The sequence below is a fragment of the Uliginosibacterium sp. 31-12 genome (assembly GCF_030548425.1).
Lineage (GTDB): Bacteria > Pseudomonadota > Gammaproteobacteria > Burkholderiales > Rhodocyclaceae > Uliginosibacterium > Uliginosibacterium aquaticum.
The window spans coordinates 285,602-299,702 of the sequence record NZ_JAUOOA010000005.1; the positions used below are offsets into that span (position 1 = coordinate 285,602).

At 58.3% G+C, this 14,101-nt stretch carries 13 protein-coding genes; 4 read left to right on the forward strand and 9 right to left on the reverse strand.

Features of this window, described 5'->3' with window-relative positions:
- Positions 1-192 precede the first annotated feature (192 nt).
- The gene (locus Q3Y64_RS11860; protein ID WP_303562102.1) at positions 193-933 is read right to left on the reverse strand and encodes a hypothetical protein; all 741 of its coding nucleotides are present in this window, start codon (positions 931-933) and stop codon (positions 193-195) included.
- 127 nt (positions 934-1,060) lie between these two features.
- On the opposite strand from Q3Y64_RS11860, the gene Q3Y64_RS11865 reads away from it, so the two are divergent.
- Positions 1,061-2,314 (forward strand): hypothetical protein, encoded by a 1,254-nt coding sequence (locus Q3Y64_RS11865; RefSeq protein WP_303562104.1) that lies wholly within the window; start codon positions 1,061-1,063, stop codon positions 2,312-2,314.
- 151 nt (positions 2,315-2,465) lie between these two features.
- Here the strand turns inward: Q3Y64_RS11865 and Q3Y64_RS11870 are convergent, their stop codons facing one another.
- Positions 2,466-4,091 carry a DUF4832 domain-containing protein gene (locus tag Q3Y64_RS11870; RefSeq protein ID WP_303562105.1) on the reverse strand — a complete coding sequence of 542 codons (1,626 nt, stop codon included), beginning with the start codon at positions 4,089-4,091 and terminating at the stop codon, positions 2,466-2,468.
- A gap of 468 nt (positions 4,092-4,559) precedes the next feature.
- Positions 4,560-5,648 (reverse strand): DUF4034 domain-containing protein, encoded by a 1,089-nt coding sequence (locus Q3Y64_RS11875; RefSeq protein ID WP_303562106.1) that lies wholly within the window; start codon positions 5,646-5,648, stop codon positions 4,560-4,562.
- A 306-nt stretch (positions 5,649-5,954) separates the two neighbouring features.
- Here Q3Y64_RS11875 and dctP point away from each other — a divergent pair, with 306 nt between their 5' ends.
- A complete protein-coding gene (gene dctP / locus Q3Y64_RS11880) occupies positions 5,955-6,941 on the forward strand; it encodes a TRAP transporter substrate-binding protein DctP (RefSeq protein ID WP_303562107.1) in 987 nt (328 codons plus the stop codon).
- Positions 6,942-7,278: 337 nt separating this feature from the next.
- Here dctP and Q3Y64_RS11885 read toward each other — a convergent pair whose 3' ends face one another.
- Positions 7,279-8,505 carry a serine hydrolase gene (locus Q3Y64_RS11885; protein ID WP_303562108.1) on the reverse strand — a complete coding sequence of 409 codons (1,227 nt, stop codon included), beginning with the start codon at positions 8,503-8,505 and terminating at the stop codon, positions 7,279-7,281.
- A 393-nt stretch (positions 8,506-8,898) separates the two neighbouring features.
- Between Q3Y64_RS11885 and Q3Y64_RS11890 the strand changes: the two genes are divergently transcribed.
- A complete protein-coding gene (locus Q3Y64_RS11890) occupies positions 8,899-9,813 on the forward strand; it encodes a hypothetical protein (protein WP_303562110.1) in 915 nt (304 codons plus the stop codon).
- A gap of 145 nt (positions 9,814-9,958) precedes the next feature.
- On the opposite strand, the gene Q3Y64_RS11895 is transcribed toward Q3Y64_RS11890, so the two are convergent.
- The 3 genes from Q3Y64_RS11895 to Q3Y64_RS11905 all read right to left on the reverse strand — a co-directional run bounded on the left by Q3Y64_RS11895 (position 9,959) and on the right by Q3Y64_RS11905 (position 11,775).
- Complete coding sequence (locus Q3Y64_RS11895; protein ID WP_303562112.1) at positions 9,959-10,255, reverse strand: putative quinol monooxygenase; 297 nt, start codon at positions 10,253-10,255, stop codon at positions 9,959-9,961.
- A 74-nt stretch (positions 10,256-10,329) separates the two neighbouring features.
- The gene (locus Q3Y64_RS11900) at positions 10,330-10,800 is read right to left on the reverse strand and encodes a hypothetical protein (RefSeq protein ID WP_303562114.1); all 471 of its coding nucleotides are present in this window, start codon (positions 10,798-10,800) and stop codon (positions 10,330-10,332) included.
- Between the two features lie 135 nt (positions 10,801-10,935).
- The gene (locus tag Q3Y64_RS11905) at positions 10,936-11,775 is read right to left on the reverse strand and encodes a transposase (protein ID WP_303562116.1); all 840 of its coding nucleotides are present in this window, start codon (positions 11,773-11,775) and stop codon (positions 10,936-10,938) included.
- Between the two features lie 124 nt (positions 11,776-11,899).
- Here Q3Y64_RS11905 and Q3Y64_RS11910 point away from each other — a divergent pair, with 124 nt between their 5' ends.
- The gene (locus Q3Y64_RS11910; RefSeq protein ID WP_303562118.1) at positions 11,900-12,316 is read left to right on the forward strand and encodes a hypothetical protein; all 417 of its coding nucleotides are present in this window, start codon (positions 11,900-11,902) and stop codon (positions 12,314-12,316) included.
- A gap of 144 nt (positions 12,317-12,460) precedes the next feature.
- Here Q3Y64_RS11910 and Q3Y64_RS11915 read toward each other — a convergent pair whose 3' ends face one another.
- Together Q3Y64_RS11915 and Q3Y64_RS11920 are read right to left on the reverse strand one after the other, a co-directional pair.
- Positions 12,461-12,757, reverse strand: a complete 297-nt coding sequence (locus Q3Y64_RS11915) for a putative quinol monooxygenase (RefSeq protein WP_303562120.1) — start codon at positions 12,755-12,757, stop codon at positions 12,461-12,463.
- A gap of 134 nt (positions 12,758-12,891) precedes the next feature.
- Entirely contained in the window at positions 12,892-14,100 is a 1,209-nt protein-coding gene (locus tag Q3Y64_RS11920; RefSeq protein WP_303562122.1) for a hypothetical protein, read from the reverse strand.
- Between the last annotated feature and the right edge of the window lies 1 nt (position 14,101).

Genomic DNA, 14,101 nt, shown 5'->3' on the forward strand with positions numbered 1-14,101 from the left:
TGAAAAACCGAAAGCGCTTTCAAGAAGAGATGCAGCCAGCGTCCCTGTCAGGCTGAAGAACAGTGCCAGAAAGCCTAGCGCCACTACACCACCCATGAGCACTCCCTACTTCAGTTACCTGCTGCGTCTTACATGCCAGCGCTTATCGCCACACCAATCTGCCCTGCCGGAGCAAAGCGGATGGCACGGCCACTACGCTGGATTACACGATCTGAACACCCACTGGCTGGGCTTGAATCTCGCCAGCGGGCCATCGGGCACCTCCTGACCGAACTCCGCCACAATGTCGTACTCGATCAGCGGCACATCAAACCTTGCGATCTGCCCCGTTTTGCAGGCTTGCCCCTGAATGACCTGATCGCGCGCCAATTCCAGTTCTCCCTGCACACTCTGCAAAGCAATCGCCCACGCACCGCCAATCAGCACCGGCTCCGGAAAACGTGCCGAGATCAAACCCGTGAGTTTCTGTGGCCGCTCAGGCTCTCCATTGTCAAACGCGTCATAACGAGTGATCTGCGTCCCCGTTGGCATCAGCAACTCGCAATGTTGAACGGGCTGGCTCAAGGTGAAATGAGCGCGTTTCTCACGGTTGAGCGCCTGCTCTTTTATCTCGATATAAGTCCTGTACCCATCAATCAAAACAAAGGCATAAAAACAATCCAGCAGTGCCACCAGAACCGCGCCCGCGATCAATCTGCCTTTATGCCGGGCAAGGCTCTCACGCCCCGCTTCGGTACGCCGTTTCAGCACGAAAATCAGGATCAGACCCAGCGTGCCGATCAGGCACAGACCGGGCAACACCAGCGCTAGGAAAATGAAAAACAGGCCTGGAACAGGAGCAAAAATCATATGTGCGAGAATCGAGTGTGATGCAACCCAATGACCAGCTTCCGGGCTGAGATTGCCCAACCGCCAGGCAACAAGGAAACTCATGGCGACAAGGCGGCCCAGTCGCCAACTACATAAGTCTAGCGCCGCAGGTGGAGGCACAAGGTGTACGCCATGCGAAGATGCCGCCGCACCTGCCATACCGCGCGCTGTTCCTCGGAGACCTTGAACGATGAAACCCGTCTTGCACGCACTGCTTGGCCTCGCCGCCCTGCTGCTCTCAGGCAGCATCTCGGCCCGGCCCGAAGCCCCCATGCTGCTCATGAGCACACCGGGCGAAGCACTGGTGGTCGACATCCCCGAAAACCCGCCGCTGCCACCGATGCAGCTCAAGGATGCGTGGTATGCCGTATCGCTGGAGGGGCAGACCCTGATCCTCAGCCGCACGGACAAAACCCGCGTGCCCGACTGGCAACTGGTGGCACGCAAGACCGGCCCCACGCCCCAGACCACCACGCCGGTCCGCCACGCCCTCACCCTGCCCGCACCGGCCTTGCTGGCCTTCCGCCTGATGAGCACTGGCGGCAACGAGAAGCTCCCTGCGCTCAAGCCCGGCAGCTACCCCTCAGCCCTGAGCGCACCGGCCCTGCTGCACGATCGCTGGGTGGCCTCAGTGCAGGCCAATGGCAAACCCTGGTCGCTCTCCACCCCCTCGCAGCGCCGCAAGGATGGCGCCCTCCTGGCGGGCTCCCTGCAACTCGTGGCCACCGATGCGAAAGGTGAACAGCACATCCTCGTGCCGCCGGCGCATGGCATGGCCTTCGAGCGGCAAGAGCTGTTGTGGGTCGGCGCCCTGCGCAGCGATTCCGAACTCGATCTGCTGCTCAAACGCACCTGGCTCACCGGCGAAGTGGAATACGTGCTGAAGCTCGGCGACTCACTGGGCTACGCCCGGCTGGATACGGACTATCCGATCCAGCGCTTCGCGCAAGGCATCGAAGAGTACGAAGGCACGGAAACCCATGCTTCCCAACAGCGGCGCCTGCCTGAAGGCAAGTTTGGCCTTGCAGCGCTCAAGCTCTCCGAGGAAGCCTGGAACCAGGCCATCGCCAGCGCCGAAAGCGAAGGCCTGCCCCGGCAACTGTTCGATCGCCAGCTGATGCTCAACGGCGAGAAGATCCGCTTCAGCTTCGAATACCTGCCGCGCCTGGCCGCCAATGGCTCGGAGCCTTCATCCAGCCAGTTCATGTGGGAGGGGGCGGTGCTGGTGCGGGCGCATTTCCGGGGCAAAAGCCAGACCCTGCAGCAGACGGGCCCGCTCGACGGCTCCGCCCTGCGCCTGCAGGTGGACATGCTCAATGGCGAACCCGCCATCGAGATAAGCTGGGCCCCGCACTACAACAACAGCTTCGTGAGCTACTGGGTGTGGAGCGAGCGCGACAAACGCTTCCTGCGACTCTCCCGCGCCCAATCTCAGGGCTGCTGAGGCCGGCAGCAAGGCGATATGTCCGGACTTAGAGCGGCGCGCAAACGCCGCTGCCCGGGTCCGCACGCGCCGTCACGGACGGGGAAAACCTGCGCCCTTCAAGCAATGCAGCAATTCAGCGCCCGCCTGCGTGGCGCCCTGAAGCTGGCGCTCATTTACGCAGCACAGTGGCGAGGGGGAGGCTGCCATCGGTATTGCGGCCTTGCTGGGCCCACTTCAGGCGCGGCCAGAAGCTGTGCGTGGCAGCGATGCGCAGGGTGTAGCTGCCGGAGTTGCTGACGGCGGGATTCCAGTTGGTGTCGATGAGCTGGCTGGAGCAGTTGCCAAGGTTATCCTGCAGATTGAGGCTCAGCGGCTGGCTGGCGGCAACGGCACCAGCAGCATCCACGAGTTCAAGATTGAGCTTCCAGCTCTCGTAGCTTGGCGCGCTGCCGCCATTGCGCAGAGCGGCACGGATGCGCAGGCTACCGTCGGCATTGAGGCTCACGCCGCTTTCGCTGATGAAGTAGCGGTAGCCCGTCTGGCGGCCTAGGCCGATCAGGGCGCTCTGCTCATCTGAGGTGAGGAAGGACCAGCGGGCGTCGATATCGCTGCTGGCCTTGGGCGCGATCTGGCCATTGCCGAGGGTGCTGATGTGGTATCGGGTGATCTGGCTGCTGGCGAGCGCGAGGTCCACCACGTTCTTGCCGCTATCGGGCGAGCAGAACTCGGCGATGAAGGGGGCTTTTTTCCACTGATCCTGGATCAGCGCGAAGCTGGCCGGGTTGCTCTCCCATTCGCCTAGGGTGAGGGTCTTGCCGAGGCAGTCGGTGCGCAGGCCGACGGGCTTGCTGGTGAGGGTCTGGCTCAGGCCCCAGCTGAGGGCGTCGAGCTGGTCAAGCTTGGCGAACATGACGTGCTGCACGTCCGGGAACACTTCGAAGTGCATGCGTGCGAAGGCCTGCTTCGAGGCCGCCGTGATGGCGGTGACGCCAGCCGGCACGTTGCCCTGCGGCGAGCCGAGGTAGTAGGTGGGGCGCACATACCACTCACCGTACTGACCGTAGAGACCCACGTCGATCCACGCGAGCTCGATGCCCGCCGTCTTGAGGGCATCACGCAAGGCGACGAGCAGCGCCTTGGCACGAGTCTGCAGCCAGGCATCGTTCCAGTCCGGCACGAAGCTATACACTGCCGGCAGGAGGGCGTAGGTGACAGGATCCATGGCCTTGTAGGCCGCAGTGAAGCCGCACTCGTGCGCACAGGCCGAATTCTTGTAGACGTAGTCCGGCAAGTAGACGCTGGCATCCGCATCGCCATTCATCATGCGCAGGCGGAAGGCGTATTTCTTGCCCTGCGCCTTGGCGGCACTGGCCTCGGCGAGCAGCGCAGAGAAGTCGTAGACGCCTTCAGCGGTTTCGAGCGACTTCCAAAAGAAGCGGTTGTAGACGACCTGCGAGGGCGATGCCTGCGGCACCTGCTCGCGGTTGATCCAGCGGTGGTAGCCGCGCATGGGGTTAATGAGGTCTTCACTGGCGGCCGGCGTTTCGGCATAAGTGCGCGCCGAACCGGAGCTGATGCTCCACACAGCGGCCGGCGCGCTGGCGTCTGCCAGGGGCGCGACGAGGCCGCTGGCCGCACAGACGGCTGCTACAGGCGTGGTGCTGACGCTTACGCTTGAAGACCCGCTTGCACCACCGCCCCCTCCTCCGCCACCGCATCCGGCCAACAAGCTGGCGAGCAAAATGCTCAGGAAGAAGTAAAAGCAAATGCCAAAGGCATTCTCAATAGGGGTCAAGCGGTAATGCGGTTTACTTGAGGAAGGATGTTCGTCATTCCCGCAAAGGCGGGAATCCAGAGACGTAGAAAGACACGGGGCCCCGGCATTCGCGGGGACGACGAACTGTACATGCCATCCGCCTAACTGAACGGTACTAAGGATCAAGCGGGGCATTTCATCCTCCATATGGCAGGCACGCTCACTTATATGCGAGAAGACCTGAACGACGCGGAAAGTCCAGCCCCGGCGGTCGGCCGGGAACCCGCTTGTCATTCTATCGACGAGCTCGCCTTCGCAAGACGCGCGGGCAGCCCCCGCTCGCGCTTTGCTGAGCTGTTGTTGTTTTAGGGAAACATTTTCAAGCCACGGACGGCCTCCATCCGGCCGGAAATTCCCAACCACTCGCGTGGCTTGCGTGCTCCACGCAGAGAAAAGAGCTGGGAGTACTGCAGCTTGTCACTGGGCAAAAGACAAGCCTCGGGATTCCTAGCCTGCCGCCGTCGCCAGCTCGCGCTTGACCCGATCAAACACGAAACCCGGGTTTGCTTGCTCTTTCACACCCTTTGCGATCCAGCACCAGGGCACGGTTTCAATTTCGTCGTGCAAGGCATTCACCAAACTTCTGGCCTCAGGGAAGGCGCCACACAGATAACAAGCCGCCGCGAAATGGTTGATGGCCATTGCCGAAAATCCGCCGCTGACTTGTTCAAGCTTTTCATCCAGCGTGGCCGGCGTAGCCGCCAACCACTTATAAAGCGCCACCCGCACCCTTTCTGCATTTTCCAGAGAGCGCATCTGCTTCAATCCGGCATGCCCCTCAGCCAGCGCAAACTCGCAATAAGCGGCGGCAAGCAGGCTATGCAAAATGCTTCCCTTCCCCGCTTTGGCAGAAACAGCGTTTGCAAAAGCGAACATCTCCCGATGACTCCCTCCCCACTTTTCAGTGGTCGCCATGAAATACCGCCAATGCGAAGGCCAGTGCATCGGAACCCTGCCCGTAGCCTCAGCAAACAAACGCTCAATCTCCTCGCGCTCGCCAGTGCCGCCCACCTTCGCGAGAATCAGCCAGCCCAAAGCTGCAGAGGATGAGGGATCCAGCGCCACGGCCGCATTCAACACACTTTGCGCACGCTCCAGATACTCCAGGAAGGGGGCCCATTGCGCCTCATCCACATCCTCGGCATAACTCGAACCGCGCCTCTTCCAGCCCGCCGTAATCAGGCAAGCCCCCAGAACAGTATGTGCCAGCGCAGAAGAAGGCCTTGCGCTCTGCCAGGCAGAAGCCAGATCAGCAGCCTCTTCCAGATCCGCAAAACTGGCGATCAAACGTTCCAGATTCTCCTCGGAGAGCGCCTTCATCAAAGCTTCGGCTTCCTGAAACTCCGCCAGCGTCAGCTTTTGAAGGAAACGCCCCAGTGACGCAGGAGGCGTGCCATCCACCACGATTGATTTGGGCTTCAAACCAAGCACAGACAAAAAACGCATGCGCCCTCCTCGGGCATCAAAAAAGTAGCTTGGGACGGCGCGCAAACACCACCATCCGGAACAAGGCCCCGCATTATGCTCGGAGGACATTTCCGGCGGGTTTACCCCCGGGGCATCGCTCCCGCATCGAAGACTCCACCCTGAGCAGGGGCGCCTCATTCACGTGCGCAAGCGTAAAACTGTTTGCGCGCCCTGCCCCTCTCCTCAGGGCGGGCCCAGCGCCTCATCCTGCCGGATTTTCAGTAGCCGAACAGGCTTTCACGCTGCGGGCAGGAAACAATTCCCCCCGGTGGAATTAACCTTTGTTTTCATGGCTTTCCGTACCGTCTCCTAGAGTTTCCAGACACAAGGCATTTCATATCCGCCTTGCCCTGAAAACTTCACAGAAAGACACGGATGACCCCCACGCGACGATTTGCATCCATCACCCTCCTTAGCTTCAGTCTGGCGTGGTCCGCAGCGGGCAGCGCAGCCGTCAATCTGGTCGTGTCTGATCAGCAAACCTCCGATCATCCGGTTGTTCGCACGCTGGAGTTTTTCGGCCAGCGGCTCACGCAAGCCACCCGAGGCGATCTCACGATCACGGTAAAGGCCAATGGCTCGGCAGGCAGCGAGCATGACGCGATACTGGCCCTGCAAAACGGCACCCAGGCCCTTGCCCGACTCAATCTTGGCGCGCTCAGCGAGCAATCATCCGCCGCCACACTCGCCAGCCTGCCCTATCTGTTCCGCTCCAGCGATCACATGGGGAAAGTGCTCAAGGGAGACTTCGGTCAGCGTCTGGATCAGGAGCTGGAGCAGAAAGGCCTGATCCGCCTGGCGTATTTCGAAAGCGCTCCACGCAACTTCTATTGCATGAAGCCGATCCGCTCGCAGGCCGACTTCGCCGGTCGCAAGATCCGCGTTCTGCCATCCCCGGTGTTCGAAGACCTGATCCGCAATCTGGGCGGCACGCCAGTGCCCATGTCCTTCAACAAGATTCCGGAAGCACTGCGCGCCGGCGAGCTCGACTGTGTGGATGGCGGCACCGTGAATTTCGTTGCGGCCGAGCACCACAAGATCACCCCCTGGCTGATGCAGGACGAGCACCTGCTGCTGCCCGAAGTGCTGCTGATCTCGAAAAAAACCTGGGGCACGCTGAGCACTGCGCAGCAAGACGCGATCCGGCAGAGCGCGCAGGATGCCAGCGGCCACATGACCAAGCTCTGGACGGATCAGGAAAGTGCCGCACTCACGACCGCCAAGAAAGCCGGCGTCACCGTGGTTCCCCGCTCGCAGATCTCGATGACCGGCATCGAATCCCTGGCCATCAAGACCTACAACAAATACATCAAGAACTCTCAGGATCTTGAAACGATCATCCGGATCATGTCGGTGAAGTAAGCACGGGCTCGGCACAGGGCGCAGCCTGCGCCCTTGCCCGGGCCCACGGCCCCCCGCGCATCAAAGCGCGCCGATTCATCTCCCCGCACCGTCAGCAACATCCGCCGGTTTTCATCGCCATCCCAAATATCTTCGCCCCGCCCCACGCAAAGTGAGGCGATAAACCGCCCCTCAAAGTCGATCCGCAAGGGCCGGGACCTCTGAACGCCCCGATGAACGAGCTCAGATCATCGGGCCCCTGGATGCGGAGAAGCAAAAGCCAAGGCCTGCACCCATCGCCGCCGGCACCTGCCTGATCGACCGGGGCAGAAGACTGGGTCCGCCCCTTTCCCGCTTCTCAGAGCTTGTCGATGGGGGTGTTTCTGAACCACTCCCAGAACTTGTCCGAGTCTTTGATGTGATCAAAGTCCAGCGCGAAAATGATCATGAAACTATTGCTCCTGGGGTCGAGGTAAAACCGTTGCCCATGGTTACCCAAACCCGCAAACCAGGTATCTGCCTTGTCACTCCGGACCCAGGCCTGATAACCGTAGCGCGCAAAATTTTCATTTTCTGATCGCGGTACGGCGACCGTATCGGAATACATGCGCTTCACCCAGTCCGGGCTGGCGATCACGACGCCATTTGCCGAGCCCCCATTCACCATCAGGTTTGCCAACAAGGCATAGTCCGGAAGCGTGGCGTAAAACCCGCTGGACCCGGTGGTCAATTCAGGATTCTGGCTGGGGCTCAGCCAGGCTGCGCGGTTCGAAGTCCCGAGCTTTTGCCAGACCGCCTGCTCAAAGAACCGCCGCAAGGGCATGCCGGTCTTTTCCGTGATCAGCATGCTGAGGCTGTCGCTGCAATGCGGGTCGTAGGCAAAGGTTTTCCCGGGGAGATTGGCAGGCAGCTCCTGGTAGTAGGCATACAGGTCTCGTCCGCCTTTATCCTTGGCAGCAAAGCGCACGGCGGCGTAGCGGGCGGCACTGCCATCAATCCCGTCATCCACCCATTTGAAATCGTGCCCGCACTGCATGTTCAGGGTTTGTCGCAGCGTTGCACTGGCAATCGCACTCCCCTGCAAGCGGGGCACCAGCGCCCCCATCCTTGCGTCCAGATCAATCGCCGTGCCTTGCTGAATCAGCGCGCCCAGGCTGAAACCCGTAATGATCTTTGCGATTGACTGACTATCGAACATTGAACTGGCCGAGGTGCCGTACTGGTACTGCTCAAACACCAGCTTCCCGTTCTTGCCGAGGGCCATCCCCATGATCGGATGCTTTTTCAGCAGATCGGCAGGGTTGTGCATGAAGCCGAATTTCACAGGCGCTTTATCCAGTGGCGTCGCCACAGCGCTGGGCTGTATCCACACGGGCTTGTCGGCATACAGCGCTTTCAAGGCCCTGCCATCAAAAGCCCCCAGGCGATTGGGAGGATTCACCCTGAACGGCCACCCGGCCTCATAGGCAGAGCTCTGGTCCTTGCCGTAAATATTTTCCTTGGGCTCTGCATGCACCGGGAGCGTCAGCGTTGCCGCAAAGAGCGTCAGGAGAACCGGCTTGAAAGAGAAATTCATGGATGTCATGAGACATGCCCTCGAAAGAATCACCCTGAAACCTAGCTCACTCGAAATACCAGGACAAGGCGCAGAAATCACGCCCGGAGGAGATCCCGCACCTGATCCGCAAGGGCTGGGACATCTGAACGCCCCGATGAACGAGCTCAGATCATCGGGGCTCAGGAAGCGGAGAGGCACAAGGCAAGGCCTGCCTCCGTGCGCACAGAAATGCGGGGGGCACATCGCGCACCATGACTGACCTCGATTTCGTAGAATTCCAGGCGCGCATTGCACACCCTTACAGCGCACCGCCCACTGGATAGCCCAGTTAAAGGGCTCCATGCGCATCCGAGCGTGGTTTCTTGCGTTTGTCATCGGACTTTTCTGGCTGACACGCTTTCTCTATCGATCAACTTCACCATGTCCCTGCTCCGTCATCTCCTGGTTTCGATCACCTGCATCCTCACAGCCAGCTCTGCGTGGAGCGCGGTTCAGATCGAAGACACGATCACCTATCTGCCCACGACACAGCCTGACAACACCGCCTGTGCCTGGGAACCCGGCATCGCAAAAGCCGCCATTGCCCACTCCGAAGGAACCCTCGTCCCCTTGAGCGGAACGCCAACAGCCGGCGACACCCGGCTGTCCATTCAAGTGATCGGATTCGACATCGAGCGCTCATCCCGAGAGAGCCAATACACCGTACGCGTGCGGGCAAACGTCACGCAAGGCGGCAAGCTCCTCGCCACCCAGGACTTCGATGAAGAAGAGTCCTTCAAAGACAGCCAGACCGCCTGCTCCGCCCTGACCCAGATCGGCACATCCCTTGGCGAAAGCGCTGGCGAATGGATATCGCAAACGCGGCTCCCGACCTGTGACGAAGCATGTACCGGCCTCCATCCGGATGAAACAATCGTCGTGGGCGCAGAGGTACTGATCGGTGACGCCGATGCCATCAACGACACCGTGCGCAACGACTGCCATTTCCAGACGGCGCTGGTCACACGCCTGGTAAAAGCCTTCAATGAAGGCGACACCCCTCCGCGTGCCAAGCTCGAAGCGCGCAGTATCGACATCGAAAAATACAGCGGGCGGCGCCTGATCCTTCGCGTGAACAATGTTCATGCGCTCGGCGGAGGCGGCCTCTCCGGCCCCAAGTGGATGAACATGTCAGGCGAATTGCGCGATGGCAACATGCTCGTTGGCAGTTTCCATTCGCATACCAGATCGGGGCGCGGCCTCACGACCTGTCGATCCGTCGACTCGCTCAGCGAAAGCACGGTAGAGATGATTACCGAGTGGTTGAGCAATCCCTCGCTAGACGCCAAACTCTGAACGGACTTCCAGAGATCCCTGGCATTTCCGGAGAGCCTCCCCGGTGCTGGCCACAGCGCTTGAACGCTTCATTCCGCACCCACCCTGAATCAACGCAGGCAAGCTGAGCTTCCGAAGCCGCGTGCGCGATGCGCATGCGGCTGGATCAGCGGCTCACCGGGCTCATCCTGATGACGCTCGCCGGCTTCGCGCGGAAGGAAGGATTTCGCGCCACCGCCGCGAGCATGTGCGCCGTTTTGCCGTGCGCCGCCAGCGCTTCCTGTGACGCCCACTTCTCGACGAGAATGAATTTATTTTCATCCTCGTCATCGCTGAAGAGCTCATATTGAATGCAGCCCGGCTCCGCGAGCACCGACGGGCGGAGCGCTTCAAACGCCTCGATCTGAATCGCGCGCTTGCCCGGCTGCACTTCGATCAGCACCAGCAGATTGATTTCTTCCATGAGTTTTCCAGTTTATTCAGGGTGGAGAGGGAAATGCTTCAATTCAAGACCTGACCCCGGGCTTCTACGGGCTTCTAGTTCGGCTCGCACTTTTTCCGAAAGTTGTTCGGGTCTTCTCTATGAACATCCACTAAGGATCTGCTGCCGTCAGGGCTGATTTTCAATATCGCGACAAAGCACTTTGCGCCGGAGAACGGGGCCTTGAAGAACGAGTCAATTTCGGCCTGGCTTCTGACTAACTCTGTTGTGAGTTCGTAAGCTGCACCATTTTCGGGAATGAAGGAGAACGAAAGCGAGCAGTAGTGGTTCGAACCAACCTTCTCGTAATATCCAATATGTGCCGGTTTGTCTGCGTATATTTTCATTCCATTGATTAAAGATGAATAGGTAGCAAGGCAGCCGCTATCTGTAAAAGTTCCAATCGAAGCACCTTTATGCTTTATAAACTCTGCCGAAGGCTCGCCTTCTGAAGGACTCTTGTAGCGGACACCAGTCGCGCAGCCAGACAAAAAAGCGATTGCAATGATCAGCGAGCACCGTTTCATTAACGAACTTTCTTTACAATGAAAATATTTAAAAAATAACGGAAAAATTTATCGAAACTTGAGGGAATGGCCATCATCCCAAAGACGACGGGCAACCGATCAAAAGAGCAGGAGCCCGGTCTTGAATTAAAGCATTTATGCCTCAACAACAATCCGGCTGATGCTCGTGTAATGCAGCCCGAAGGCTGTGGCGAGTTCTTGTTGTGTGTAATCGCCGCTGGCGTAGGCCGCGCAAATCGCTGCGTTGCGGCTGGGCTTGTCACAAGCTTGGGCGACATACTCCTTGAGCGCCTTTCCCATCGCGCGGCGTTGCATGCGCGGGTGCTCTGCGCTGGGTGATTTTTCGATATTGGCTTTGAGCGTGTTTAAAAAAGCATCGCTGCCCAGATACACCTGGCCCTTCAGATCGCCCCAGACAGAAGGCCGCCCCAAGCCCTCTTCAACAAACTTCAGATACCGGATGGCAGCAAGCTCCGGCAGCTCCGCAAACGCCATCAGCAGCTTGCCAACATTCAGCCAGTCTGGCGCTGGCGCCTGCCCGAGCATTGCAAGGCACGAACTCCAGGGCCAGTCCTGAGCCTGAGCCACCATGCCGGCACGCACCGGGTTGAGCACGATGTAGCGCGCGAGCTCCAGCAAATAGGCATCGCGCTCCACCAGAATCGCTTTATAGCGCCCCTGAAAAACATGCCCCACGCGCGCATGGCGGCGATTGAAGTTCTGGGTATAGACGCCGTTGAGTTGCCGCATGCCAGCAGACAGATTGCCTTCTGGCGTTTCAAGCAGCAGATGATAGTGATTGCTCATCTGGCACCAGGCATGCACCTCCCAGTTGAAGCGCTTGCACACCTGTCCGAGCACCGCCAACCAATCCTGCCGGTCAGCATCCGAAAGATAAATCGCCTCCCGACCATCGCCACGCGAGGTCACATGGTAAAGCGCGCCAGAAAACTCAAGTCGGATGGGTCGGGCCATGCATCACCTTAGGCCAGGAATGCTTAAATTCAAGACCTGACCCCGGCCTTTGCTGATATCGCAAACCCGGCTCCCGGCCTGTGATGAAGCATGTACCGGCCTCCATCCGGATGAAACAATCGTCGTGGGCGCAGAGGTACTGATCGGTGACGCCGATGCCATCAACGACACCGTGCGCAACGACTGCCATTTCCAGACGGCGCTGGTCACACGCCTGGTAAAAGCCTTCAATGAAGGCGACACCCCTCCGCGTGCCAAGCTCGAAGCGCGCAGTATCGACATCGAAAAATACAGCGGGCGGCGCCTGATCCTTCGCGTGAACAATGTTCATGCGCTCGGCGGAGGTGGCCTCTCCGGCCCCAAGTGGATGAACATGTCAGGCGAATTGCGCGATGGCAACATGCTCGTCGGCAGTTTCCATTCGCATACCAGATCGGGGCGCGGCCTCACGACCTGTCGATCCGTCGACTCGCTCAGCGAAAGCACGGTAGAGATGATTACCGAGTGGTTGAGCAATCCCTCGCTAGACGCCAAGCTCTGACCGAATTCCCAGAGATCCCCGGTATTTCCGGAAAGCATCCCGGGTGCTGCCACAGCGCTTGAACGCTTCATTCCGCACCCACCCTGAATCAACGCGGGCAAGCTGAGCTTCCGAAGCCGCGTGCGCGATGCGCATGCGGCTGGATCAGCGGCCCACCGGGCTCATCCTGATGACGCTCGCCGGCTTCGCGCGGAAGGAAGGATTTCGCGCCACCGCCGCGAGCATGTGCACCGTTTTGCCATGCGCCGCCAGCGCTTCCTGTGACGCCCACTTCTCGACGAGAATGAATTTGTTTTCATCCTCGTCATCGCTGAAGAGCTCATATTGAATGCAGCCCGGCTCCGCGAGCACCAGAGGGCGGAGCTGCTCGAAGGCCTCGATCTGAATCGCGCGCTTGCCCGGCTGCACTTCGATCAGCACCAGCAGATTGATTTCTTCCATGAGTTTTCCAGTTTATTCAGGGTGGAGAGGGAAATGCTTCAATTCAAGACCTGACCCCGGGCTTCAGACCTGACCCCAGGGGTTTCCGGTGGAGTTTCACCCCACCCGAATCGACCCCGCCGTAAGCGGTGACGTTATTGCAGTGCCCGGTAGAATTGCCTAAATAACTCGTCTGCGAAGGATGCGCTAGTGTAAGCCGCATATTGCTGCCAATCATCGCTCTTATCTGCGTCAGCAAAATCACAAACACTCTTAATTGCAACCGCTTGCATGTTATTAATCATTGAGTATTCAGCGGCCACCATAACTGCGAAAGCCTCCATTTCAATCGCAATCAAGTCCTTATTCTGAGATGCAATTTCTTTTCCTACAGATGAATTTGCTATCACACTTGCTCCTGAAGCCATGGGCCCAACATGAGCATGAAACTCTCCAGGTGGCACAGATTTCTCCCATCCGGCTCGGATGTTTCTACGGAATGACGAGGATCTAGCAATTTCATCACATAAGGTTGCCAAGCCCACACTCAGTTCGCTCTGCTTGGGAGCTAGCTTGAATATCGAAAGTCCATTTTCCGTCTCAGCATGCTTGCCGCTCCCCCAATCCCAAGTTGGGTTCCCAACAACAACATCACCAAGGTTTACTTTGTCTCTCACTCCAGCACAAATTCCTGTCATAACCAATAGATCTGGTTTGAATTTTAGGACTAGCTTACTAGCAAGCGACGCAGAACTTGCCATTCCCTTTTGCAAAGCGCTTGCAGCAACAAGCGTACGTGTAACTCCGTCCTCTTCAAAATGGCCTTTGTAGTACAAAGTCGGATCTCCCTTAAGGCGCATTTTTTTCCACGAATACGACAGATTAAGTACAGCCTCAAGTTCCGATCCAAGTGCGGTGATGATTGCAAAATCGAACGACTTTTGTTTTCGATCAGCCCTCAGTGCCGCTAATTTAATTTGTCCAGACAGTACATACACCCAATTTGTAGATTCTGCAGATATTGCGCAAAGCGAACTTCCTCTTCGCTCAACCTCTGATCTTCCAGGAGTTATTAAACAGTCTTCGCCAGTAACAAATAGAATTTCTGTAGGAAGATCGATTTTGTTATCCTGTAAAATAAGATCAAAAAACTCAATCCCCCCTTTGGGGTTGGGGGGGCTGCCTGCTATATCTGGCAGCATCAGATCAATGAGAAGAAGATCAAACTCTTCTTCTTGAAGCTTACGGCGTGCGCTTACGGCGCTTGTTTCATGGGTTACGAAAACAGTAAGGCCGGTCTCCTTGATAGCCAAGAAGATTAGTTCAACCTTTTGATGGGAGTCATCAACGATAAGCAGCTTCATA